This window comes from Pseudokordiimonas caeni (genome assembly GCF_026719705.1).
GTDB classification, from domain to species: Bacteria; Pseudomonadota; Alphaproteobacteria; order Sphingomonadales; family Kordiimonadaceae; genus Gimibacter; species Gimibacter caeni.
The window spans coordinates 697,585-721,107 of sequence record NZ_JAPPRR010000002.1 but is presented as its reverse complement, the minus strand read 5'-3'; the positions used below and the strand labels follow the sequence as shown (position 1 = coordinate 721,107).

Here is a 23,523-nt window from a genome sequence, read left to right as displayed (position 1 = left end):
GCAGCCTGCGTCCGGGCGCGCCAAAAATGTTGCATTTCTGCCGCAATCGGATCATGTATGTCCCGCGTTTATGAAACTTGAACGGCGTGGGCCTGGTCCCAGCGCCGTTATTGGCACTGTCCAGGAGCAAGAATGGCTAAAGAAGAAGTTCTCGAGATGCGTGGTACGGTAACCGAGCTGTTGCCGAACGCCATGTTCCGCGTCAAGCTTGAAAACGACCACGAGATTCTCGGTCACACCGCCGGCAAGATGCGCAAGAACCGCATCCGCGTGCTGGCTGGCGACGACGTCCTCGTCGAGCTGACCCCCTACGACCTCACCAAAGGTCGCATCACCTACCGCTTCAAGTAACGGGCCGCATCCGGCCATGCCGCCGCGCTTCATCCTTGCGTCGGCCTCGCCGCGTCGTCTGGCCCTTCTTGCCCAGATCGGGGTGACGCCTGATGCCGTCGCCCCTGCCGACATCGACGAAACGCCGATGAAGGGCGAGCTGCCGTTGCCCCATGCCGAGCGACTGGCTGCCGAAAAGGCCGCCGCTGTCGCCGCAGGGGAGCCCGGCACAATCGTGCTGGCTGCCGATACGGTCGTGGCGCTGGGCCGCCGCATCCTGCCGAAGGCGGAAGACGAGGCCACGGCACGGACCTGCCTCAAGGCGCTGTCCGGCCGCCGCCACCGCGTCATCACCGGCATCTCGCTTGTAACGGCAGACGGCAAGCAGCGCACCAAATCGGTCACCACCACGGTCGCCTTCAAGGTGCTGTCGCCCCGTGAGATCGACGCCTATATCGCCGGCGGCGAGTGGCGCGGCAAGGCTGGTGGCTATGCGGTGCAGGGGCATGGCTCCACCTTCGTGCGCTTCCTGTCGGGTTCCTACACATCGGTCGTCGGTCTGCCGCTCTTCGAGGTGAACGGCTGGCTTGTCGCCCACGCGCCCCACACACTCAACGGGATATCCGAATGACTGCCTGCACCCTCATTGAAGCCGGGATCGGCGAATGGCGTAGCGCCGTGATCGACGAGGACGGCCTGCCCGTCGCGCTCGATTTCCATGCCGAAGCCGCGCTCACCCCGCTTCATGCGATCTTCGACGCGCGCGTCACCAAGCTCGATACCGCGAGCGACATCGCTTTCCTCGATCTTGACGGCAAGCGTTCGGGCATCCTTAATCTGCGCCGCGCCAAGCTCATCGTTGGCGGCAGTGCGCAATCGATCGGCGACTGTGTGGCGGAAGGTGAGCGCCTGCGGGTGCAGGTGGTGGCCGAGCCCTCGCTTCTCGACGACAAGGCGCTGCCCGTCACCCCCCGCCCGCGCCTCACCGGCCGCTATGTGGTGGCGGAAGCGGGCGCGAGCCGCCTCAATTTCTCGAAAGACCTTGGCCCCAAGGCGGTGAAGGAGCTGACCGAGCTTCTCTCTCCCATTGCCGATCAGGTGGCGCTGGTGGTGCGCAGCCGCGCCAGCAGCGTAACGCCTGAGGCGGTGGCCGACGAAGCCCGCTGGCTCGCCGAGGCATTGACCGCCCCCCAATCCGAAGGCCTCGTATTCTCCCTCGCCCCCATCGAGCAGGCCCTGCTCGCGGTGGAGGACGGCGACAGCCCGGTGCTCGTCACCGATATCGATGCGCTGCATGCAGCACAAGGCCTCGCCCGCAACCGCTGGCCCGACCTGTTCCGCCGTGTCGCCCTTTATGAAGGCGACCATCCGGCGTTTGAAGCCTTGGGCGTGGAAGAAGCCATCGACGAAGCCCTCGCCGACCGGATCGAACTGCCCTCGGGCGGCTGGATCGGCATCCACCCGACCCCGGCGATGACCGCGATTGACGTGAATATGGGGGCCGCCCTGCAGGGCCGCCGTGCCGTGGACGCCAAGCTGCAGGTCAATCTTGAAGCCGTGCAGGCCATCGCCTTCCACCTGCGTTTTCAGGATATCGGCGGGCTTGTCGTCGTCGATTTCATCGATATGGGCGCGAAGGGCCACGCCGCCGAACTGATGGCCGCGATGGACGATGCCTTCCGGGCCGACAGCGTGCCGATCCAGCATACCGGCATCTCGACATTCGGCCTTGTGGAAATCGCCCGCAAGCGCACGGGGCTCAGCCTGCGCGACCGCCTGACGGTTGCCCGCAAGCCTGCGATGCGGGCGCAGGGTGCAGCGCTGAAGTTACTGCGCGAGGCCCGCCGTGCCGGCATGGGCAACACGCCCGGCCAGATCGAGATCCGCGCCGAGGCGGCGGTGACCGGCTGGCTGGAAGCCCGCCCCGCGCTCACAGAAGCCCTCAGCGCCGCCACCGCGCGGCAGGTGAAGCTCACCACCGCCACGCCGGGCGGTGTGGCTATTGTGAAGGAGTGACCCGATGGCCCAGGGAAAATGCCCCGAATGCGGCAAGCCCGCCGTTGACACCTACAGGCCCTTCTGCAGCAAGCGCTGCGCCGACCTCGACCTCGGCAAATGGTTCAACGAGGACTATGTGCTGCCGGCCAGTCAGGATATCGACCAGGGCATGGAAGACGACAACGAGGACACGGGGCCCACACGCCATTGAAGGCACGGGCCGCGAGCCCCGCATTTTTTTGAATCCAAGGCTGGACAGGCCCGGCAAGATTGGCTACAAGCCCCTTCGCTGACTGACGGACGCACCCCGCGCCCGCTCAAAATGCCCAGACGCCCGGGTAGCTCAGTTGGTAGAGCAGCGGATTGAAAATCCGCGTGTCGCTGGTTCGATTCCGGCCCCGGGCACCACTCAAAACCCGCCCTAACCGGCGGGTTTTTGTGTTTTTGGGCTTTGGTCATGGTCGCTTGCTGCGTGTCAGGCGGCATCAACTGCCCAGCAAAGGGCAACCCCTTTACTCCCCAACCGGTTGCTGTTGATCAATCGCCCCGGTGGCCGGTATCATGTCCTCCTCTGATGGTGATGAGTCCCCACATTTCCACCTCCCCTGCAATTTAAGGCAGGGATGGTGTGACCCGGGCATCGCTCCATCGCGGTGCCCTCCCCGAACCCACAGGAGGCCATCCGTGTTATCCCGCTTCGACAAACTCAGCATTTCCCGCCGCATCGCCGCAGGCTTCGGCGCCGTGATCGCGCTTTTTGTCATCGTCACGCTGGTGGCAAGCATGGAGCTTTTCACGGGCCGCTATGCCTTTGCCGAATATCGCGCCACCGCGCGGCAGGCCGTGCAGGCGGCCCGCGTGCAGGCAAACCTTTTGTCGGCCCGGATCGCCGCCAAGGATTATCTGATCACCGCCTCCGACGATGCTGCAAGCCGGGTGCAGGACCGCACAGCCCAGACACTCCACGCGCAGCAGGAACTGATCGCGATGATGGAGGGCTCGCCCCGCGTCGGCTTCGTAACGGAAGCGGGAAACGATATCCGCGCCTATTCCGAATATTTTGAACAGATCGCGATACTGGAGCGCGAGAAACACCATCTGGTGTCAGAAAAGCTGGACCGGCTGGGGCCGGACCTGCAATCCGGGCTCCTTTCGATCGGCGAGGCTGCAAAGGGCACCAATAACATGGCCCTGATGATCGCCGTCAATGAAGCGCTGTATCCGATGATGATGATGCGCCTGCATGCCAACAAATATGTCCTGTCGGAAAACGAGCATGACTATACGCAGGCGCTGGAACATGCCTCGACGGCGGGAGACAGGCTTTCGGGCATCCATACCAGCCCTTCAGCGGCCCATCACCGGGATGCCGTCACGGCGCTTGACGGTACCCGGCAGGAATATGCTGAAGCCTTCCGGAAACTGAAGGAAACAACCGATGCGCTGAACGGCGTGGTGACGGGCAAGCTGGATGTAACCGGGCGGGCGGTGGCCGATGACCTTGAAGCCTTCAAGCTCGATATCAAGAAGGAACAGGATACCCTCGGGCCCAAAACTGATGCCGCGCTGCAGTTCGGCCTGATCTTCACCATCATCGTCTCGCTGGTTGCCATCGGCCTCGGGCTATGGGCAGCTGTCTTTATCGGGCGCGGCATCGCGCGGCCCATCGTGGCGATCACGGGGGATGTGGATGCGCTTGCCGCCGATAATCTCGATATCCATGTCTCCGGCCGCGACCGGGCGGACGAGATCGGCAAGATGGCAGCGGGGCTCGAGATTTTCCGTGAAAAACTCCTCGATAACCGCCGCATGGCAGAACAGGAGCGCGCAAGGGCCGAGGAAGAGCGACTACGCAAGATCGCCGAGGAAGAAACGCGGGCGGAGCGCGCGCGCGAAAAAGAAGCGCAGATGGAAGCCGAGCGCAAACGGCAGGCCTATATCGATGGGCTGATCCGGGATTTCGACAGTACTGCCATGGCGCTCCTCTCCACACTCGATCAGGCCGGGCGGGAGCTGCAGGACACCGCCTCGCTGATGTCCTCAACTGCTGAAGAAACCGGTACTCAGGCCTCGACCGTGGCGTCCGCTGCACAGCAGACCGCCGCCCATGTGCAGGCCGTCGCGACAAGTGCCGAAGAACTGAGTGCCTCGATCCATGAAATCAGTCGTCAGGTCAATCGCAGCAACGAACTGGCGCAGGTGGCGGCGGACGAAGGCCGAAGTGCGGATGCCGGCATCAAAGGCCTTGTCGAAACGGCCGACCGCATCAGCAACGTGGTGCAACTGATCAACGATATCGCCGAACAGACAAACCTGCTTGCGCTCAATGCCACCATCGAGGCCGCGCGGGCGGGCGATGCCGGGCGGGGCTTTGCGGTGGTTGCAAGCGAGGTGAAATCGCTGGCGCAGCACACCGCGAAGGCCACTGAGGAAATCACCACGCAGGTTTCCGAAATCCAGGCCGAAACCCAGAAGGCTGTTTCCTCGATTGATCGCATCAACCGCACGATTGCCTCGATGAATGAAATCTCGTCGATGATCGCTGCGGCGGTGGAAGAACAAGGGGCGGCGACCAACGAGATCGCAACGACCGTGCAGCAAACCGCCGCCGGCACCGATGACGTCACCTCGAACATCCAGGGGGTCAGTGAGGCTGCACAAACGACCGGCTCGGCAGCCACGCAGGTTCTTTCTTCCGCCAACCGGCTGGTCGATCAGTCCGGCAGCATGAGCAGCACGATCTCGGCCTTCCTCGATAATATCCGCAAGGCATCGTAGGAGATAAGGGGAGATCAATACCGCGCGTAGGCGGCTTCGCGAACGTCATCGAGTCCTGCGTTGATCTCGTTCAGGCGGGCAATGAGATCGGGTGACATGGCGGGGTTGCAGCCCATGCCGATTTCGGTGTGGGTCAGTTGCAGGGCAAGCTCCAGCGGCTCGTGCCCCGAGGCCGCCACAAGGCGCGGTGTATCCCGCGTGCCGTAAATCAACAGCTGCGCCCGGCCGATATAAAGAAGCTCCAGCATCTTTGCCGTCGTATCCACCTTCACGGATTCGATGCCGATACTGTCCACATAGCTTGTCACCGCCACCTGGTTGCGGGTGACGACCAGATATTGTTTCAGATCCTCGACCGAGGTGACGGTGATCGGCGTGCCCTTCAGCTTGAACACCCCCCAGCCGCCGGTGGAGATCGGCTTCACCCACGCGAAGCGATCGGCGCGCTCGGGCGTGTGGTTCATGATGAAGAAGCAGGCTTTGGGGTCCGCATCCACGGCCGCAAGCGCGCGTTCGATCGGCATCTGGATGATGTGATAGGAAACCCCGGCCCGGCGCAGCATTTCGGTGACGATATCGTGGCCGACGCCGCGGAATTTCCCCGTTGCTGCATCGCGCATCGAATGCGGCGGATTGTGCGCGGTATAAAGGGTGATGGCGGGCGTCGCGCCGGCCTCATCCGCATGGGCAATGCCGGCCCACAGGCTGGCGGCGGCAAAGGCCAGCCCTTTCACTGCATTCTGCATGATCGTCCGTCCGGTCATTCCGGCCCCCGGTTCCGATTTTCCAACGCCTCCCCTTCTGGCGGCGCGGCGGACCATGAGCCAAGATGGCCGCGGCGTCAAGACGGCAGAATCCGCCTACTGGAGTGCGGCTTTCATCACCTTGCCTGCGGGCGTCATCGGCAGCTCGGCATGGAACTCGATGATGCGCGGCACCTTGTAATCGGCCAGATGCGTGCGGCAATGGGCGATCAGCTCGTCGGCTGTCGGCGCGCTGCCGGGGCGCGGAATGATGAAATATTTCCCGATCTCGCCAAGGATGGCATCCGGCACCCCGATCCCGGCGGCGATCATCACGGCCGGATGGTCGGCAAGCACATTTTCAACCTCCACCGGATACACGTTGAAGCCGCCCTGGATATACATCTCCTTGCGCCGCCCTTTCAGGAAGATGCGGCCGTCCGCGTCGCGGTAGGCGAGGTCGCCGGTGCGGATCCAGCCACCATCGATGAAGGTCTCGGCGGTGGCACCGGGAAGCGCGTGATAGGCCGCAATGACCGCATCCCCCCGCATCTGCAATTCGCCGATTTCGCCGGGGGGCAGCAACCGGCCGTCCTCGCCCGCGATCCGCGCCTCGAAATCGCCAAGCGGGCGGCCGATGGAGGCGGCGATATGATCCGCACTTTCGCCGGGATCATTCATCACGACGATGCCGGAGGTTTCGCTCATGCCATAAACATTCATGATCTCGGCACGCGGGAAGTGTGCGCGCATGGCACCGATCAGGTCGTGCGTCGGCGCGGCGGCACCAACGAGCGCGAGGCGCAGGTGGCGCATGTCGAGCGCAGCAAAGCCCGGCTGCGCGAGAAGAAGCGTATACATGGTCGGCACCGCGCCCAGGACGGTGATTTTTGTGCGCGTCAGAAGGTCGATCAGCAACGCGGGCGAGAAGCCGGGAATGAGGTGCATCTGTGCCCCCGCCACCAGCGAGGCCATCGCCCCGCACACAAGCCCGCCCACATGATTGAGCGGCAGGACAAGCGGCAGGCTGTCGGCGCGGTTTAGCCCCGTATGCTGCACCTGGGCATAGGCCGAGGCGAGTATGCTGCGGTGGGTGAGGGTCGCCCCCTTCGGCCGCCCCGTAGTGCCGGAGGTATAGATGATCATGCAGGGCGTATCGCCCGTGACCCCGGCATCCGCTGCCGCGATTGCTGCGGCGTCCGGCGCCTTTGCTGCAAGATCGCGGAAGGCGAGCGGCGCCGCATCACCGATGACAATCACCTCCCGGAGATTTTCAAGGCGGTCCTTAAGCCCTTCGAACAGGGCGGCGTAGTCGACCTCGCCAAAGGCCTTCAGCGTCACCACGCCGCGCGCGCCGGACTGGCCGAGGATGAAGGCAATCTCGTCGGGTTTGTAGCGCACGCTGAGACCGACCGCCGTGAGGCCGAGCTTGCAGCACGCGAGAAAGGCAATCAGCCATTCAGGCTGGTTGAGCGCGAGGAGGCCGACGCGGTCCCCCGGCTTGTAGCCGAGTGTGAGAAGCGAGGTGGCGAAACTGTCAACCGCCTGTTTGATGCGGGCGTGGCTCCAGCCGTCATCGCCCAGATACCAGATGACATGATCGGGCGCCGATGCGGCACCCGCCTCGATATGGTCGTGGATGCGCTCGTGAACACTGTGCAAGGCTCGCCCTCCCCCAAGGTTCCGCTCCCCGGCGGATTATTGCCTGCCCGCCCCGGCTTGCCAAGAGGAAGCGGCAATTGCCGCCCAGTCAGCTGTCCCAGCTGAAGTCAATTTCCCGGGGCACATCCCTGACCTCTACCTGTGGTTCGGACGGAGCCGCAGGGAAGTAGTATGTGTTGGCGATACGGTCACACGCCACCTTTTCAAAATATCCTTCGGGATACGCTTCCACAATCTTGCAGTCCGTGGTGGTGCCATCCACCAGCACATCGAAGGTGAGCTTGGCATATCCTTCGATCCCGTCACGATAGATTTCAGGCGTCTTGACGTGCGGCGGCTGGAACACGATGCGAAGCTGCCGTCTGGCACTGCCCTCGGCAGCAGAGGCTGGCCATTCGGAGATTTCGGCCTTGGACAAACGAGCCCGCGTCCTTGCCGCGGCCTCGCCGTCGCCCATGCGATCATAGAGATATGCAAGCTCACGCAGGCCATTCGTCTGATCGTAATCCATTCCGAGAAGCGCTTCGAGGTCAGCTGCAACGGCCGCGAGGTCACCCTGAAGCCAATGATTGACCCGCATCCTTTCGTAAAGCTGCCGGATCTCGAACATGTCCGGATTATTATCGTCTTGCCGGTATTTCAGTATTTCCTGAAGGGCCACGCCTGCCGCAGCATAATCGCCCAGGGCCCCGTGCGATGTCGCAAGGGCTTCCAACAGCAATATATCTGTATGATCTGTACGTTCTTTCAGAAGCCCCAGAAAATGCACTGCATCCTCATGACGTCCCGCTTTCTGGGCTGATTTGGCGCAGTTCATCAGGACAAAATTCACGAGGCCCTTTTCCACCCCGGGCATGTCAAGGAAGGTGGCCACCTCCTGTCGCACCGCCGCAAAGTCGACCGTGAAAGGGGAGCCCGATTTTTCAAAATGGGCAGCAAATCGCTCCTGAACACTGCGCCATCGCTCCGCAGCAGCCTGCTGGTTATTCTCGGCTTCAGCATCCGGCATCATTTCAGGCGGGACACTGACACGGATTTCGCTCGTTCCGTCTTTTCCCGCTGTCCACAATATGACGTTGCTAGCCCGCCAAATCTTGTCAACTTGCTCGTTAAAGGTCGCCACGTCGCGCACTTCAACCTGATCCGCAAGCACATCATACTTATACGAAACCCTAAGCGTATCGCCGAGGAGGCGGCCGGCAATGCGAAAGTCGTGGTAAGCGCTTTTTGCCTCCCGCACATAATGAACATTGTTCATTCCGGGCATATTCACCGTGAGTATCGTCTCGCGCCTTGAAATGCCCGGCAAGCCGACAGGGGTTTTTCGCGCCTCGCTGTTTTCGGTCCACCGAAGCAAATCCACAATATTGCGCGGTCTGAAAGAGAAGCGGGTCACATTGTCTTCGGCGTCATACTCGCCCGGCTGGGGCAATCGATACTTCTCGATGATCACCACTTCGGGCCCATCCAGGTGGAATTGCGTGACCTCTGACTGGTCGATACCTTTGAAACTGCCATTCTGCTGCAACTTGAACAAAGCGTTCGCAAAGGCCGCCTGTCCCATGTTCTCGATGACGAGCCTTGCCTCCTTGGCGGATCTTCCGACATAGGTCGAGCGTCGGGTCCATGTACCTTCTGCCGAGAGCCCGCCCGGCAGGTCGAAGGTGTCCGCCACCCGCACATCGGGGGTTTCCTGGCGCAGGACAGGGTCGGGAATCTCTTCAAGTGCGGTGGCCTTGTCATCCACCACAAGGCCGGTTCCGAAATTACCCGTCAGAAAATCGGCGGCAGCCCCGTTCACAATGGGCATCGTCGGATCAACCCAGACTGTCCCGTCCTCAACATCCACCCGCACGATCAGATGATCAAACGCTGTCGGTGCGGGGCCTGAAAGTTCCACAAGGTGCCGCCCACCGCTGTTCACAAGGACGGGCTTGGCGTCAATGCCGATGCTGTGCAGCATCGCCACCAGCAGCATCGCCTGATCCTTGCAGTCGCCGTACCGACGATCAAGCACCACAGCCGGCGCAAACGGCCGAAATCCGTTGCGGCCGATCTCCATCCCCACATAGCGAATCTCGGCCTGCATAAAACGCAGAAGCCTCTCCAGCTTGTCCCGACGGGTCGTCGCCCCCTCAACCAGCCCGGCCGCACGCGACGCAACTTCCGAATCCACCTCGCCGCCGGCGTTGAAAAGACCTTCAGCCCATTGCCGGACCGCCGCCCAATCGGGGAAGTCACTCATCCCGAAGACAGGCACCTGCGGCACCCAGACCGGTGTGCCAGGTTCAAGGGTCTCCAGATAAAAGCCGGGCCAGTGGGTCTCGTACTCGCGCCAGTCACCCGTCACACGGGTTGTCGGCTCCGGATACCCGGCATAGGTCACCAAGCGGACATCCCTGTCCTTCGGGACGAGTACCCTGTGAAAAACATTCTTCATCTCGACGCCCGGGAAAAGTGCCCCGCTCAGGAGGACATGATCACCAAAAGCCTCGTTCTGGCCAGAGAAGGTCAGGGCATAGTCGATCGTATCGCCACGCCGCACGTCAGCCAGAAACAGATTAACCGCCGTCGCGCCTTCATGCTCGGGCTCGCCTGCTGCAGTCTGCTGCGTCTCGTAGGTGACCCTCGCCGTGGGCAGCATGTCGATACTTTGCCCGTTGCGCACCACATGGACATGGTGGATTGCCAGTTTCTGGAATGCCGGAAAATAGACGATACGCAGGTTGCCAAAGCTCTGGACGGCCTGAATTGTATTCATCCTGAAGACAAGCCGTTGATAGGACTGATTGGGTACTGCACCGGCCCGCATCTGAAGGTCGCTCAGAAAGAAATCTGTGGCCTGCGCGCTATCGACAGGCGCACTGAAGTCCACCGTGCGCTCTTTCACCCAGTCAGGCGGGGGTGACACCTCGAAATCCTCGGCGCTCGCCACACCGGCCAACATTATCAGGGCAAGGAAAAGAATCTTTGGAATTGAATGCGCACCACGCGAAAAAGACGGAAACATATCGGCGAATATTCCCCCTTAAATTGAAGTATTTTTTCTTATAGTAGCGCGCTAACTTCCTTGTCCAGACAATGCCGACAGGCTTCAGGAACCCTGAACCATATGAGCCCCATACCGGGCAACATGCTCGGCTTTGCTGCCGCGCATCAGCACGGGCCGTTCGTTCTGGCGGAGCTGATAGTCATACATGGGGTCGTAATAGTCGCGGAGAAGGCGTTCGATCCAGGCGCGGTGCAAGGCCACGTCGCCAGTGACGCGCTGGTGGGTAAGGGCGTCTGCCATCAGCGCAGCGATTTCGCCATAACGCAGGCCGCCAAGCCGCTTGGCGATGCGGGCAAGGGCATCCTGCAAAAAGCCTGCGAAACGCTCGAACCCCTCGTCGCCGTAGAAGGCCTCATGCTCGGCCAGCATGTCGGTGACATAGTCGCCAAGGATCGTCTCCACCCGCGCCGCGAAAGGTTCCTCGACGACCAGCGTCGGCGCCGACTGGATACGGGCAATGAGCGCAGGCGGCAGGGCGCGCTGGCCGATGCGATTGCCCTCGTCCTCGATCAGGATGGCGCCGCCCTTGGCTTCCGCCCGCAGAAGCGCGATGGAAAGCCGGTTCTCGAAATCGATCTGGCTTGGCTGGTCGCCGGGCCGGCGGCCAAAGCTTGACCCCCGATGCCGGGCGAGGCCTTCAAGATCGACACTGCTGGCGAGATTATTCAGCAAGTGGGTCTTGCCGGTGCCGGTACGCCCGGCAACGACCACAAACTCCGCCTCTCGGCAAATGCGCTCGCCCGTGTCGATCAGGTAGCGGCGGAGCGCCTTGTAACCCCCGGCTACGCGCGGATAATCGACGCCTGCATCACGCAGCCAGCCCTGCGTGATTTCGGACCGGAGACCGCCCCGCCAGCAGAACAGAAGGCCATCGGGGTGAGCACGGGCAAAATCCGCCCAAGCCGCCACGCGGGCTTCTTTCACAGCGCCCGAGACAAGCGCATGGCCGCGTTTGATCGCCTCCGCCTGGCCTTGCTGTTTGTAGGTGGTGCCGACGATGGCGCGTTCCTCGTTCGTCATCAGCGGCAGGTTGACCGTGTGCGGGAACGAGCCCCGCGCGAATTCGCCCGGCGAGCGCAGGTCGATCATTGGCGTGTCGCCCATGAAGATCGCGCGATAGTCCTCGCTGAGGCGGCTTTTCATCGATCAGCACACCCGGATCACCGGCCCGGACGCGGGCGCCATCAGGCGCCCGATCGGCTTGTCATGGAGTCCGCGCGCGCCAAGGCAGGCTTCCACCGCCACCGCCGCACCCGGCCGCACCGCAACCAGCAGCCCGCCACTGGTTTGCGGATCGGCAAGCAGGGCGCGCTGGTTGCTGTCGAGCGTCGCGACCTTATGGCCGTAACTGTCGAAATTGCGGAGCGTGCCTCCGGGCACACAACCCTCGGCGAGATAGTCTTTCGCGGGCGCCAACACCGGCACGGCGTCAAAGTCGATCTCTGCCGTCAGCCCGCTGCCCTCCGCCATTTCAGCCAGATGCCCGAGGAGCCCGAAGCCGGTCACATCTGTCATGGCATTCACGCCGTCGATCCGCGCCAGTTCGCTGCCGATGCTGTTGAGAATACACATGGTATCGCGGGCCAGCGTCGCATGTTCGGCGCGCAGCTTCTTCTGCTTCTGGGCGGTCGTCAGGATACCCACCCCAAGCGGCTTGGTAAGATAGAGAATATCGCCTTCGGCCGCCGTGTCGTTGCGCTTCAGGTCGTCGATGGCTACCTGCCCCGTGACGGCGAGGCCGAAGATGGGTTCAGGCGCATCGATCGAATGGCCACCGGCTAGCGGGATGCCGGCATCGGCGCAAACAGCGCGGCCGCCTTCGATCACCCGGCGAGCGACTTCGGGCGGCAACACATTCACCGGCCAGCCGAGGATCGCGATGGCCATCAGCGGCCGCCCGCCCATGGCATAGATGTCGCTGATGGCATTCGTCGCGGCGATACGGCCGAAGTCATAAGGATCATCGGCAATCGGCATGAAGAAATCGGTGGTCGACAGGATCGCCTGCCCGCCGCCGATGTCATAGGCAGCGGCGTCATCCCGGCTTGAATTGCCGACAAGGAGCGCGGCATCCGGCGGCGCGATCACGTTCGAGGCAAGGATCGTGTCCAGCACCTTTGGCGAGATTTTGCAGCCGCAGCCCGCCCCGTGGCTGAATTCGGTCAGCCGGATCGTATCGGTCGTCATCGTGTCGTCCTCCCTGTTGCCCCTTCATAGCCGCGCCCGCTGCCAAGCGCCAGCTTGACGAAGGCCCGCGCGGCAAACCATTCTGGGCTTCTGTTTGAGGGACAAGGGGACCACATGATGACCGCACGCTGCCTGCCGATCCTGTTGCCATTGATGTTGGCTGCCGCGAGCCTCGGGATGTTCCCGGCCGGTGCCGCCGACGAAGCCGCGCTCGCGCAGCACCAGCCGGAGCCCTATGTGAAATTGACCCATCCCGAATGGGCGAAGAAGGCTGTAATCTACCAGATCAACACCCGCCAGTTCACGCCCGAAGGCACCTTCACCGCCGCCGCGAAACAGTTGCCGCGCCTGAAGGCGATGGGGGTGGATATCCTGTGGCTGATGCCGGTGCAGGAAATCGGCGTGCGGAACCGCAAAGGCACGCTCGGCAGCCCCTATTCGATCAGGGATTATTACAAGGTCAATCCCGAATTCGGCACGATGGAGGAGCTGAAAGCATTTCTGGCAGCGGCCCACAAGCTTGGTCTTCATGTGATCCTTGACTGGGTCGCCAACCATACAGCGTGGGACAATGCGCTCGCCGCCGACCATCCCGACTGGTACGAGCGCGACTGGAAAGGCGATTTCCGCCCCACACCATGGTGGGATTGGGAAGACATTATCGACCTTGATTATTCGAAGCCTGAGGTCCGCGCCTATATGGCGGACGCCATGAAATTCTGGGTTCAGGAAGTGGGCTTCGATGGCTTCCGCTGCGATGTGGCAGGCTATGTGCCCCTCGATTTCTGGGAAAAGGTGCGGGCCGAGCTTGATGCCATCAAGCCCGTCTTCATGCTGGCCGAATGGCAGAGCCGTGACCTGATGGCAAAGGCCTTCGACGCCACCTACAGCTGGGAATGGTTCGATTCCATGAAGGGTGTGGCGCAAGGCAGGGCCGACGTCGGAGCGCTTTTTGGCTATTATTCCAACAATGAAAGCGGCTGGCCCGAAGATGGCTACCGCATGACCTATACCTCGAACCACGACAAGAATGCCTGGGAAGGCACGGACGCCGAGCTGTTCGGCAAGGGCTTCGAATCTGCCGCGGTGCTGGCCATTGTCGGCGAGGGTATGCCTATGATCTATAACGGGCAGGAAGCCGGGCTCGACAAGCGGCTGGCGTTTTTCGAGCGCGACCCGATTGACTGGCCGAAAAAGCTGCCGCTCGAGGCCTTCTATACCCGCCTCTTCAAGATGAAGGACGAAAACCAAGCGCTCTGGAACGGCGCCGCCGGTGCGCGCATGGTGCGCGTGGTCAACGACCGCCCGAGCGAGGTTTTCAGCTTCATGCGCCAGAAGGGCAAGGCGAAGGTCTTTGCGGTGTTCAACATGACCGACAAGCCCGTCAACGTCGGTTTCAGGGAACCGATGTTCGTGGGCAGCTATGCTGAAACGTTTGCGTCAGACCGCGGCCCCGAGGTTTCAACGCCTGCGAGACTTTCCGCCGATACGCGCTTTGATCTGGCGCCCTGGGGATACATGGTCTTCTCCGAACCGGCTGGCGAATAGCCTGCAACCCACTGGACAGGTTGCATTATTTCAGCGGCAGTATAAGCTTCTGTCAGGCTCGGCGATCAGAAGCCGGTCCAACCAAGGGGAAGTAGCGGACCATGATCCCGTCACGCACGGCAGGACGGATCGGACGGACACTGGCTGCAGTTGCGGCTTTCCTGATGTTGGCCGGCGCCGCCCCGGGGCAGCCGACGCCCCTGACCGCCACGATGGCAGACGGGCCGAATGCACAGCCGGACCTGATCGTTTTCGGCAACCTGACCTCCATGGAACATGTGAAGGACGCCGACAGGCTGCAGTCCGAATCCGACCGGCGCCGCATCAGCGCCTATCTCGACGGGACCGGCCTTAGCTATGCCTTCGTCTTCATGCCCTGGGGCCGGGCCTACCGCTCGGTCCAGCAGCGCGACAATGCCCTCATTTTCAACATGCTGCGCACGCCGGCGCGCGAAGACCTGTTCCACTGGCTGATTTCGATGGAGCGGGGCGAGGCCATCCACCTGATCGCACGACGCGGCTCACCGCAGGAAGCCATGACCCGCGAGGACATCATGAAAAGCACCTGCAAGGCCGCCTGCACAGCAAGTTCCGCCCAATGCCAGGCACTCAGGGATTTCGGCTTTTCGGAAGACCGGATCGTCGAAGTAGCAGAGGCGCATCAAGGCCTTGCCGAACAGATGCTGCTGCGCGGGCGCGTGGATTTCTTGTCGGAAATTCCCGGCGACCTGTCCGTCAGGTCCGAGGACGGCGATGCGATTGCCGATCTGCTGGTCGTGCGGATGCCGATCACCGGGCCGAATTCACCCTGGCTTGCCGCACCCAAATCCATCGACCCGGGCCTCTTGAAAACCCTTCTGGCCGGGCTCCCAAAAGCTGACATACGTGGCGACCTGCCCCCTCAATAGTGAGGCGGCTTCTGCGGCGGTGCGATTTCGATATTGTCCTCGATTTCAGCAAGCCGGCCATCGAAGCGGGAAAGCATGCGCTGCAGCCGGTCGATTGCCATCCACTGGTCTTTCACCACGCTATTGAGCGTCTCGATCGTCTCGTCCTGAAAGGCGAGCCGCGTTTCAAGTGTGACGAGCCGTTCCTCGATCTTTTCCCGGTCGTGCATAGGGCTTATCCTTTCGGCCAGTCCAAGGGTTCCGTCCGTATATGGCCGCTGCCGCCGGAGAATGGAAGGGTCATCACTGCATCTTGCGCCGCGTCTTCGGCCGGCCTTCAAGCTTCGGCGGGCTCTTGCGCCGTTCCGTGTCTCCGAAAGCGGGATTGTAGCGGCGGCGGCGATCCGGGCCGAAATATGTTTTGGTGCGCACAAACTGGCGGGGTTCCGCGATAACCAGCTTCAGCCGCTTGAGCAGTTCCTCAACCACGAGCGGCTTGGCAACGATTTCGTCGACGCCCGCCCTCAGCATTTCGTCGATGGTATTGTGATCGATATGGGCTGACACAGCGATAATGGCGATGCCCGGCGCCGGGCTGTCATTGGCGCGGCGCAAATTGTGGCACAGTTCCCGCCCTCCCACCGGCACCATCAGCCAGTCAGTGACGATCACATCGAAAGGCTTGCGCGTCAGCAGTTCCAGTGCCTCGGCACCGTCATGGACAATGGACACCTCTTTGTAACCGACGGCGTTCAGCTGGGCGGCCACAAGCCGCGCCATGAAATTGATATCTTCAACGATAAGGATGCGAGGGGACGCCTTTTCCGTCGTCACGGTTTCCCGGCGTGCGGGCGTGTCCTTCGGTTCGATGCCATCGTGCATGTCAGACCCCTGCCTGAGTTTCACCAGCGCCCCCGGCAGCCATATCACGGGGCGGTAGAGAAAGAGTCAACAGCCCTGACAAAAAGTCTGGTCTCTTGACCCCTTTGCCCCTTTCGCCCTAGCGTCTTTCCCCTCACCTGTCCCGCCTTGAAACGCAGAAGGGAAAAGCCATGAAAATCAACGCTGCCGACTTCTACACGAACGATAGTTTCTCGCGAATCAAGGCTGAGGCCGCCAAACACGAAACACCCTTTCTGGTGGTAGACACCTCAATCATCGGCAAAGGCTTTGACGAGCTGACCTCTGCCTTCCCCTTCGCCAAAATCTATTATGCGGTGAAGGCGAACCCCGCCCCGCAAATCCTGAAGCTGTTGAAGGACAAGGGCTCGAATTTCGACATCGCCTCGCGTTACGAGCTCGACAAGGTGCTCGCCGAAGGCGTGACGCCGGACCGCATCTCTTATGGTAACACGATCAAGAAGGCGCGCGATGTGCGTTATTTCTTTGAAAAGGGCGTGCGGCTCTTTGCCACCGATTCAGAAGCCGATCTCCGCAATATCGCGAAGGAAGCGCCGGGCAGCCGGGTCTATGTGCGCATCCTTACCGAAGGTACGCTGACCGCCGACTGGCCGCTTAGCCGCAAGTTCGGCTGCCAGAACGACATGGCGCTGGACCTGCTGATCCTCGCCCGCGAACTTGGCCTCGTGCCCTATGGCATCTCCTTCCATGTGGGATCGCAGCAGCGCGACATCGGCGCGTGGGACGCTGCCCTTGGCAAGGTAAAGCTGATCTATGACCGGCTGAAGAATGAGGACGGTATCACGCTGAAGATGATCAACATGGGGGGCGGCTTCCCCGGCAACTATATCGTTCGCACCAACGACACCGCGACCTATGCCGAGGAAATCACCCGTTTCCTTGAGGAAGACTTCGGCGACGAAATGCCGGAAATCATCCTCGAGCCCGGCCGTTCGCTCGTGGCAAACGCCGGTATCCTTGTCTCCGAGGTCGTGCTGATCAGTCGCAAGGGCAACACGTCGCTCAACCGCTGGGTCTTCACCGACGTCGGCAAATTCTCGGGCCTCATCGAGACGATGGACGAAGCCATCAAATATCCGATCTATACCGACCGCAATGGCGAGCTTGAGGGCTGCACCATCGCCGGGCCCACCTGCGACAGCGCCGACATCATGTACGAGGATTTCAAATATCCGCTGCCGCTCGACCTGCAGATCGGCGACCGGCTCTACTGGTTCTCGACCGGCGCCTACACCACCAGCTATTCGGCAATCGAGTTCAACGGCTTCCCGCCGCTGCAAGCGCATTATATCTGATCGTCGCGGGCGCCTATTCGACCGTCACGGTCAGCCGCATTTTGGGATGGATGTCGCAGCGCACCTCGAACACGCCCTTCACAGGAAACGGGATCGTGAGCGAGGTGCCGATCGGCTGCCCGCCGGAATCGTAATCCATCCCATCGCCCTTCACATAAACATGGTGCAGGAATTCATCGTCGTTCGAGATGGTGACGGTATCGCCTGCCTTGATCGCAATCTCGCCCGGATGGAAGCGCCGGCCCTGCTGGCTGACCTGATGGTCAGCCGCCCACGCCGCCTCGCCCACCACGAGAGCGGCAGCAAGGCCCAAAAGAACCGATCTAGATAAAGTCGTCATCGTCGAATTCCACCGCCTGCGATTCCTCGCCGTCTACCGGCAAGGCAACGGTCACCATCGTACCGACCCCGAGCTCGCTTTCAAGGATAAGACGACCGCCATTCTGCTCGACGAGCGCCTTGGCAAGCGTGAGGCCGAGCCCGGTGCCCTCATAGTGGCGGTCGCGGCTCGATTCCACCTGCCCGAAGGCGGTGAGCGCCACCGGGATATCCTTGGGATCAATGCCGATGCCGGCATCGCTGATGCGGATATGATGCTCGGTGCCGATATGCGTATCGATGGAAAGATCCACCGCCGCGCCATCGTGCGAGAATTTGATGGCGTTCGACAGGATGTTCAAAAGGCTTTGCAGGATCTGGGCGGGGTCCACTTTGCTCCAGGCTGTGCCGACCGGCTCCTGATAGCGCAGGCGGATGCCACGCGCTTCGGCTTCTGCCCCCATCATGCCCCGGCACTGTTCCAGAAGCGCCCCGAGGTCAGCACGCTGCAGGCGAACCACCACCTTGCCATGATCGTGACGGGTGAGATCGAGCACATTGTTGATGATCCGCAAAAGATGGTCGCCGCCCGACTGGATTTCCCGCGCATGGCCGGTGATTGTCGCCATCTTTTCCTGCTCATGCGTTTCGGTGACGATCACATCAGCGAAGCCGATAATGGCATTGAGGGGGGTCCTCAGTTCGTGGCTCATGTTCGACAGGAAGCGCGACTTCACCTCGTTCGCCGCTTCGGCTTCCTGCTTGGCGACAAGGAGCTGCACCTCGCGAGCCTTCACCTCGGTGATATCCGACCAGAGAGCAAAAAGGCCGCCATCGCGCGTGCGGCTGCGGCTGTGGCGCAGCCAGTTGCCGTTTTCAAGCTGCATTTCGACTGCCGCACCGGGCTCACTGCTTGTTGAAGCCACGGCGACGGCCCGGTCTTCTTCCGCGACCGGCACGCCGTTCGTGTAGAAAAGCCGGTTGAAGCGTTCGCCCACAAGCGGGCCGAGGCGGCTGAAAAGGGCCGAGGCGGTGTCGTTCACCATCACAATCAGGCCGTCCGCATCGACAATGATGATGGCTTCACGGCTGTTGGCGAGCGCGTCGGTGAGCCTGTCTTCCGCCATCTGCTTCTGGTTCTTCTCACGCGATACCAGATCGATGATCGACTTTTGCATCACCCGAAGGGCGCGCAGCAGCCGCCCGGTCTCGTCCGCTCCGCCTTCAGGGATTGGCGTGTCCAGATGCCCCTGTGCAATGCGCGACGCGGACTGTGACGCCGCGAGCAGCGGCCCGAGCAGGAGCCGCGCCAGCAGCAGCGTCACAACAATCGCCAGCACGAGCGCGAGGCCGGTTACCGCCACATTCACCCGCACGGTGGTTGCGATCTCCATCACCGCCTTCTGGCGTTCCTCGAAGCCCGCGACTGACTGCAGTTCAACCACGATATCGAAGCGTTCGATGATGTCGTCCGTGGTGGCATCAAGATTGGCGACAGCGCGTGGATCAGGCGTGATCAGGAGGCCCTTCACCGTATAGACCCAGGCGTCGATATCGAGGCGCAACTGTTCGATCATGCGGCGGGAGCGTTCGGTGAGGGCGCGCTCGTGCGCCACCGCCAGGTCGTCATGAATCAGTTCATGCAGTTCATCAAGCGATTTGCCGCTTTTCTCGCCCCGCTCACGAAGCTTCAGGTAGCGCGCCTGCATCTGCGAGAAATCGAAGCTTGCGGCCCTTGTGAAATTGATCGCCATCAGGGGACGGTTGTAGATGTCTTCCACAATCTCGCCGGCACGGCCGATGGCAAGATAGGCATAAAGGCCGACCCCGACGACCAGCAACCCCATCGCCGCGAAGCCGAGGAAAAGCTTGGCGCGCACGGAAACCAGCATCCGCCGCCACGGCGGCAATCCGGTCTCGGCTGCTTCCCTGTTCACGGCGTGCTCTTTCATCAACGGGTCACGATCTCGCGCTGCATGGGGGCGAGAAGGGCCAGCAGGCGGTTCTGGGTGGCATGGTCGACGCCGCTTTCATCCATTGCCTGCTGCAGATTCTCGACCAGCCGGTTGAAATCGGCATTGGTGAATTTGAAGGGCTTGTGCACCTGCACCATGTCGTTGCCGCTGTATTTGCAGGGGCCACCCGAAAGCTCGCAAATCTGTTCGGCAAGTTTCGCCTTCACCCGCACGAGATTCGATTCCTCCCAGTGCGGGCCGATCAGCGGGTCGGCGGCCGCAATATCGATCGTCCGCTCGGAAATCCGGGTGATCATGTCCATCCCGCCGAGCCGCTCAAACAGCGTATCGGCATGCGCCGGGGCGGCAAGAAGAAGGGATACCGCGATTTGAAAGGCCATACGCATGGTCAGAACCCCATCTGGAGCGAAAGATAAAGCCCCTGCTGGTTATCCTGCAGGGCAATCTCGCCGAGATCGGCATAGCCGACAGTCACGGATACATGCTTCGACGGGAACCACGCGACATAGGCGGCCATGGCGTCTTCTTCCCGAGCGAAGGCCAGATTGTCGGGCTTGGTGCGATAATCGACCCCCGCAACCCAATGATCGGTGACAAGCCAGGCGAGCGAGCCTTCGAACGTGGCGTCATAACCATCATCGGCGCCGCCAAAGCCCAGAAGGCCGAACTGATTGGCCTTGGTAAAGCGCACGGTCGCGTTGGCAAGCAGGCTGTGTTTCAGGAAGATCTTCGTGGCTGCAAGATAGAAATCAGTGCCTGTGTCATGGGAGGCGCCGACGGCGGCAAGGATCGCACCCTGCTTCGCGCGCTTGTGCTGCAGGCCTATGGCAATCTGCGGTAGCCAGCGGTCCTGATCGTAAACGGCATCGCCCGCAACCCTCAGTTTGGCGCCGAAAATATCCTGCCCGAAGGTGAAATCCTCGCCAAGCCCGAGGGCGGCGCCCGTGCCGCCGGTATCGAACCATTGGCGGCTGTAGCTCAGCTCCAGCCGGTCGAACACGCCAAGCGCCAGCCCGGCCGAGCGGAAGGTGAAATCGTCAAGGGGCACAAGCGTGCCATGCGCTGTGAGGCCAAGGCCGTGGTCGCTGCCATACCCTCCGATCAGTGCCCATGTGGTGAGCCCGGCCCCGCCGGCCCCTTCCACCTGCGAAACCCCGCCGGTGGCAAGAAGTTTGCCGCGATCAAACAGGGGTTTCGCATTATCGTTGCCCAGCGCGGGCGAGACACCGAAACAGACCGGAAAGGCCACTGCTGACAGCATGCAAGCGAAACGCCGCATCGTGGATTTCATGGTCTTCCCCGCGCGTTAGAGCATCCAACGCACACCAGACTGCCAAAGTTTGGTGCCGAAGCCAACAATTGCCGAACCGGTCAGCGGATTCGGTATGTCACGGGCAAGGTGAAGCGCAGCGAATCGGTGCCTTCGGGAAGCTCGGGCAGAAGGCCCACCCGGCGCAGCATGCTCATCGATTCCTCGTCAAGGACCGCATTGCCGGACGACTGGATCAGTTCCTGCGACACGATATTGCCAAGCGCATCGACCGCGACCTGGATCCGCGCCGTGCCCTCAATACCCTGATTGTAAAGCGCGACCGGATATTCCTGCACCTTGGCAAAGGCGCGCGCCGCTGCCCGGCGCCATTCCTGCAGCGACTGGGCAGGGTCGGCCACCGCCACATCCGCCGCCATCACGGCGCGGTCGAGCTTGTAGGTGAGCGGCACGACAACCGAAACACCCTGTTCCTGCACCGGCAGCGCCGGCAGCGGGCTGACCCGCGCCAGCAGGTCAAGGACCGAGGCATCAAGGACGGCATAGCCCGACGATTCAACGATCTCATACCCCATCACATCGCCCGAAGGCGCCACAGCGAGGCGGACCTTCACCGTTCCTTCGGCGCTGGCATCGAGGGCCATGCGCGGATAGCGCTGCTTGGCGACGAGCGCCCTCACGGTCGCATCCTGCCACTCGGCAATGTCCGTCATGGCATGGGCGCCGCCCATCCCGCCAAGGAATGCGGCGGCGGCCACAAGACGAAGGCTTCTCTTGATCATCCGGTTTCTCCGTGTTGTCACAGAATTCGGTTGCGCCTTTTTTTAAAGACGCGCATCTGGGGCCTTCATTAACCATCGTTTGTTTAAAAAGAAGTAAAGTCGCCGTCACAGGATCGGGGCCGACAGGCCAGCCGGGTGCGCTTTCAGGGAAGTCTTTTATGACCATCATGATGTTTCTGGACAGTTTCGGCATCTTCGTCTTCGCGCTTTCAGGGGCCATTTCGGCGATCCGGCAGAATCTCGATATTGTCGGCGTGATGGTGATTGCCCTCCTCCCGGCGGTCGGCGGCGGTACGGTCCGGGACCTTGTCCTTGATGTGCCGGTCTTCTGGGTGGAGGACACCCGCGCCATCTGGCTGACGCTCGCCGCCACCATAGTGGCATGGGCGGCCGCCCCCCATGTGGAGAGCAGGCGGGCGCTTCTCCTTTGGGCGGACGCTTTCGGGCTTGCGCTCTTTGCCGTGGTCGGTGCGCAGAAAACCATGATCGTCACCGGTGACCCGCTCATCGCCATCATGCTCGGCACCACAACGGGCGTGGTCGGCGGCCTTGTCCGCGATGTGATCGCCGGCGACAAGCCGTTCGTCTTCCGGCAGGAGATCTATGCGACTGCGGCGATTGCAGGTTCGGCCGCCTATTGCCTCTTTGCCGCCCTCGGCCTTTCCGGCCCCCTCGCGCTCTGGCTCGCCGTCAGTGTGGGCTTCACGATCCGCGCTGCGGGCATCATCTGGGGGTTGAAACTGCCGCAGAACGAGCGCCTGCGCTAAGGGCCCGCATTGACAGGCGAAGAGCGTCGGGTACGATCACGGATGAGGGGTCGGCCATACGGAGGATCGCTGCCGGGATGACCAAGCGCCAACCGACAAATATGCGGAAATGGTTCATCGCCTTTCTTGCCCTTTTCGCACAATGGCCTGCCGCTGCCGAGGAAGCCGCCACCCCCGGCCATATCACCATCGGCATCATGAATTCGGTACCGCCCTATGTGATCGAGAATCCAAGCAGCGGTATCGATATCGACATCATCCGCGCGGCCTTTGCCGACATCGGCACAACCGCCACCTTCATCCATGTCCCGCTTTCACGCCTTGACGGCCTGCTCGCCGACGGGCTGGCAGACGCGGCGGTCAATGTCACCCACCGTCCGGCCTGCAACGCCAGCAAGCCGTTTAACCACTGGCACGACGGACTGGTGGTGGCACGCGATTATGCAGACATCGTGAAAACACCGGCAGATCTGGCCGGCAAACGCTTCGCCGTTTTCCCGAAGGCAGAGGTCGTCCTTGGCCCCCACCTCGGCGAACTGGACCTGCAGAAGGAGCAGCCGATTATCGCGACGGAATATTATATGGCGCTCCGCCTGATCATCCGGGGGCGCATTGTTGCCTATCTCGGGGATTATTGGGCACTCGACCATCTGTGGGCCACGCTTTATGGCGACGACATGGAAAAGCGGCCCTATGTGATCGCCGCTGACTTTCCGCCATCGCCCCACGCGCTCTGTTTTGCCGACAAGACCCTTCGCGACCGGTTCGATACCATTCTCGCCCGGATGGAAAGCGACGGCCGGATCGCGGCCATCATCGACAGTTATCGTCCGGCCAGATAGGCAAGCCGATCCGAGTCGCCCCGGCAAACACCTTGCCGTTTGCGGGCGCCGGACGGAACCACGTCCCATTCCGGGACAAAAAGGCACCTTTTGCCTTCATCCCATGCTTGCATGATCGCGCCACCGGAAGCCCGCGTCGGGAGGTCATGACGCGTCGCGCTCGCCGT

General features: G+C 61.9%; 22 protein-coding genes and 1 tRNA gene. 11 read left to right on the top strand and 12 right to left on the bottom strand.

Features of this window, described 5'->3' with window-relative positions; genetic code table 11:
- Positions 1 to 132 precede the first annotated feature (132 nt).
- The 6 genes from infA to OU694_RS12105 all read left to right on the top strand — a co-directional run bounded on the left by infA (position 133) and on the right by OU694_RS12105 (position 5,106).
- On the top strand, positions 133 to 351 hold the full coding sequence (infA, locus tag OU694_RS12130; protein ID WP_191250466.1) for a translation initiation factor IF-1: 219 nt from the start codon (positions 133 to 135) through the stop codon (positions 349 to 351).
- A 16-nt stretch (positions 352 to 367) separates the two neighbouring features.
- Positions 368 to 961 carry a Maf family protein gene (locus OU694_RS12125; RefSeq protein ID WP_308911268.1) on the top strand — a complete coding sequence of 198 codons (594 nt, stop codon included), beginning with the start codon at positions 368 to 370 and terminating at the stop codon, positions 959 to 961.
- On the top strand, positions 958 to 2,346 hold the full coding sequence (locus OU694_RS12120) for a ribonuclease E/G (RefSeq protein WP_308911267.1): 1,389 nt from the start codon (positions 958 to 960) through the stop codon (positions 2,344 to 2,346). Before OU694_RS12125 ends, OU694_RS12120 begins: the two co-directional genes overlap by 4 nt.
- Before the next feature lie 4 nt (positions 2,347 to 2,350).
- Positions 2,351 to 2,539 carry a DNA gyrase inhibitor YacG gene (locus OU694_RS12115; protein ID WP_308911266.1) on the top strand — a complete coding sequence of 63 codons (189 nt, stop codon included), beginning with the start codon at positions 2,351 to 2,353 and terminating at the stop codon, positions 2,537 to 2,539.
- Between the two features lie 121 nt (positions 2,540 to 2,660).
- A tRNA-Phe gene (locus tag OU694_RS12110) sits at positions 2,661 to 2,736 on the top strand.
- A gap of 276 nt (positions 2,737 to 3,012) precedes the next feature.
- Positions 3,013 to 5,106 (top strand): methyl-accepting chemotaxis protein, encoded by a 2,094-nt coding sequence (locus tag OU694_RS12105; protein WP_308911265.1) that lies wholly within the window; start codon positions 3,013 to 3,015, stop codon positions 5,104 to 5,106.
- 14 nt (positions 5,107 to 5,120) lie between these two features.
- Here the strand turns inward: OU694_RS12105 and OU694_RS12100 are convergent, their stop codons facing one another.
- From OU694_RS12100 to selD, 5 genes are all read right to left on the bottom strand, one after another.
- Positions 5,121 to 5,870 carry a substrate-binding periplasmic protein gene (locus OU694_RS12100; RefSeq protein WP_308911264.1) on the bottom strand — a complete coding sequence of 250 codons (750 nt, stop codon included), beginning with the start codon at positions 5,868 to 5,870 and terminating at the stop codon, positions 5,121 to 5,123.
- Between the two features lie 96 nt (positions 5,871 to 5,966).
- Entirely contained in the window at positions 5,967 to 7,511 is a 1,545-nt protein-coding gene (locus OU694_RS12095) for a class I adenylate-forming enzyme family protein (protein ID WP_308911263.1), read from the bottom strand.
- An 88-nt stretch (positions 7,512 to 7,599) separates the two neighbouring features.
- Entirely contained in the window at positions 7,600 to 10,422 is a 2,823-nt protein-coding gene (locus tag OU694_RS12090; RefSeq protein WP_308911262.1) for a DUF3857 domain-containing protein, read from the bottom strand.
- 183 nt (positions 10,423 to 10,605) lie between these two features.
- Positions 10,606 to 11,706: a tRNA 2-selenouridine(34) synthase MnmH gene (mnmH, locus tag OU694_RS12085; RefSeq protein ID WP_308911261.1), complete on the bottom strand. Its 1,101-nt coding sequence runs from the start codon at positions 11,704 to 11,706 to the stop codon at positions 10,606 to 10,608.
- A 3-nt stretch (positions 11,707 to 11,709) separates the two neighbouring features.
- The gene (gene selD / locus OU694_RS12080) at positions 11,710 to 12,750 is read right to left on the bottom strand and encodes a selenide, water dikinase SelD (protein ID WP_308911260.1); all 1,041 of its coding nucleotides are present in this window, start codon (positions 12,748 to 12,750) and stop codon (positions 11,710 to 11,712) included.
- 114 nt (positions 12,751 to 12,864) lie between these two features.
- Here selD and OU694_RS12075 point away from each other — a divergent pair, with 114 nt between their 5' ends.
- Together OU694_RS12075 and OU694_RS12070 are read left to right on the top strand one after the other, a co-directional pair.
- The gene (locus OU694_RS12075) at positions 12,865 to 14,298 is read left to right on the top strand and encodes an alpha-amylase family glycosyl hydrolase (protein WP_308911259.1); all 1,434 of its coding nucleotides are present in this window, start codon (positions 12,865 to 12,867) and stop codon (positions 14,296 to 14,298) included.
- A 101-nt stretch (positions 14,299 to 14,399) separates the two neighbouring features.
- On the top strand, positions 14,400 to 15,206 hold the full coding sequence (locus tag OU694_RS12070; protein WP_308911258.1) for a transporter substrate-binding domain-containing protein: 807 nt from the start codon (positions 14,400 to 14,402) through the stop codon (positions 15,204 to 15,206).
- Here the strand turns inward: OU694_RS12070 and OU694_RS12065 are convergent.
- Positions 15,200 to 15,415 carry a SlyX family protein gene (locus tag OU694_RS12065; RefSeq protein ID WP_308911257.1) on the bottom strand — a complete coding sequence of 72 codons (216 nt, stop codon included), beginning with the start codon at positions 15,413 to 15,415 and terminating at the stop codon, positions 15,200 to 15,202. The genes OU694_RS12070 and OU694_RS12065 overlap by 7 nt on opposite strands.
- A 73-nt stretch (positions 15,416 to 15,488) precedes the next feature.
- Positions 15,489 to 16,067, bottom strand: a complete 579-nt coding sequence (locus OU694_RS12060; RefSeq protein ID WP_308911256.1) for a response regulator — start codon at positions 16,065 to 16,067, stop codon at positions 15,489 to 15,491.
- Positions 16,068 to 16,237: 170 nt separating this feature from the next.
- On the opposite strand from OU694_RS12060, the gene OU694_RS12055 reads away from it, so the two are divergent.
- Positions 16,238 to 17,401, top strand: a complete 1,164-nt coding sequence (locus OU694_RS12055) for a type III PLP-dependent enzyme (protein WP_308911255.1) — start codon at positions 16,238 to 16,240, stop codon at positions 17,399 to 17,401.
- A gap of 13 nt (positions 17,402 to 17,414) precedes the next feature.
- Here OU694_RS12055 and OU694_RS12050 read toward each other — a convergent pair whose 3' ends face one another.
- The 5 genes from OU694_RS12050 to OU694_RS12030 all read right to left on the bottom strand — a co-directional run bounded on the left by OU694_RS12050 (position 17,415) and on the right by OU694_RS12030 (position 21,747).
- On the bottom strand, positions 17,415 to 17,741 hold the full coding sequence (locus OU694_RS12050; RefSeq protein ID WP_308911254.1) for a plastocyanin/azurin family copper-binding protein: 327 nt from the start codon (positions 17,739 to 17,741) through the stop codon (positions 17,415 to 17,417).
- Positions 17,725 to 19,656: an ATP-binding protein gene (locus OU694_RS12045; protein WP_308911253.1), complete on the bottom strand. Its 1,932-nt coding sequence runs from the start codon at positions 19,654 to 19,656 to the stop codon at positions 17,725 to 17,727. Before OU694_RS12045 ends, OU694_RS12050 begins: the two co-directional genes overlap by 17 nt.
- 14 nt (positions 19,657 to 19,670) lie before the next feature.
- Positions 19,671 to 20,081 (bottom strand): group I truncated hemoglobin, encoded by a 411-nt coding sequence (locus tag OU694_RS12040; protein WP_308911252.1) that lies wholly within the window; start codon positions 20,079 to 20,081, stop codon positions 19,671 to 19,673.
- Positions 20,082 to 20,083: 2 nt separating this feature from the next.
- Positions 20,084 to 20,986, bottom strand: a complete 903-nt coding sequence (locus OU694_RS12035) for a DUF3034 family protein (protein WP_308911251.1) — start codon at positions 20,984 to 20,986, stop codon at positions 20,084 to 20,086.
- Positions 20,987 to 21,066: 80 nt separating this feature from the next.
- The gene (locus OU694_RS12030; RefSeq protein WP_308911250.1) at positions 21,067 to 21,747 is read right to left on the bottom strand and encodes a TonB family protein; all 681 of its coding nucleotides are present in this window, start codon (positions 21,745 to 21,747) and stop codon (positions 21,067 to 21,069) included.
- Positions 21,748 to 21,905: 158 nt separating this feature from the next.
- On the opposite strand from OU694_RS12030, the gene OU694_RS12025 reads away from it, so the two are divergent.
- Entirely contained in the window at positions 21,906 to 22,514 is a 609-nt protein-coding gene (locus tag OU694_RS12025; RefSeq protein ID WP_308911249.1) for a trimeric intracellular cation channel family protein, read from the top strand.
- A gap of 77 nt (positions 22,515 to 22,591) precedes the next feature.
- Positions 22,592 to 23,356 (top strand): substrate-binding periplasmic protein, encoded by a 765-nt coding sequence (locus tag OU694_RS12020; protein ID WP_308911248.1) that lies wholly within the window; start codon positions 22,592 to 22,594, stop codon positions 23,354 to 23,356.
- The last annotated feature ends 167 nt before the right edge of the window (positions 23,357 to 23,523 follow it).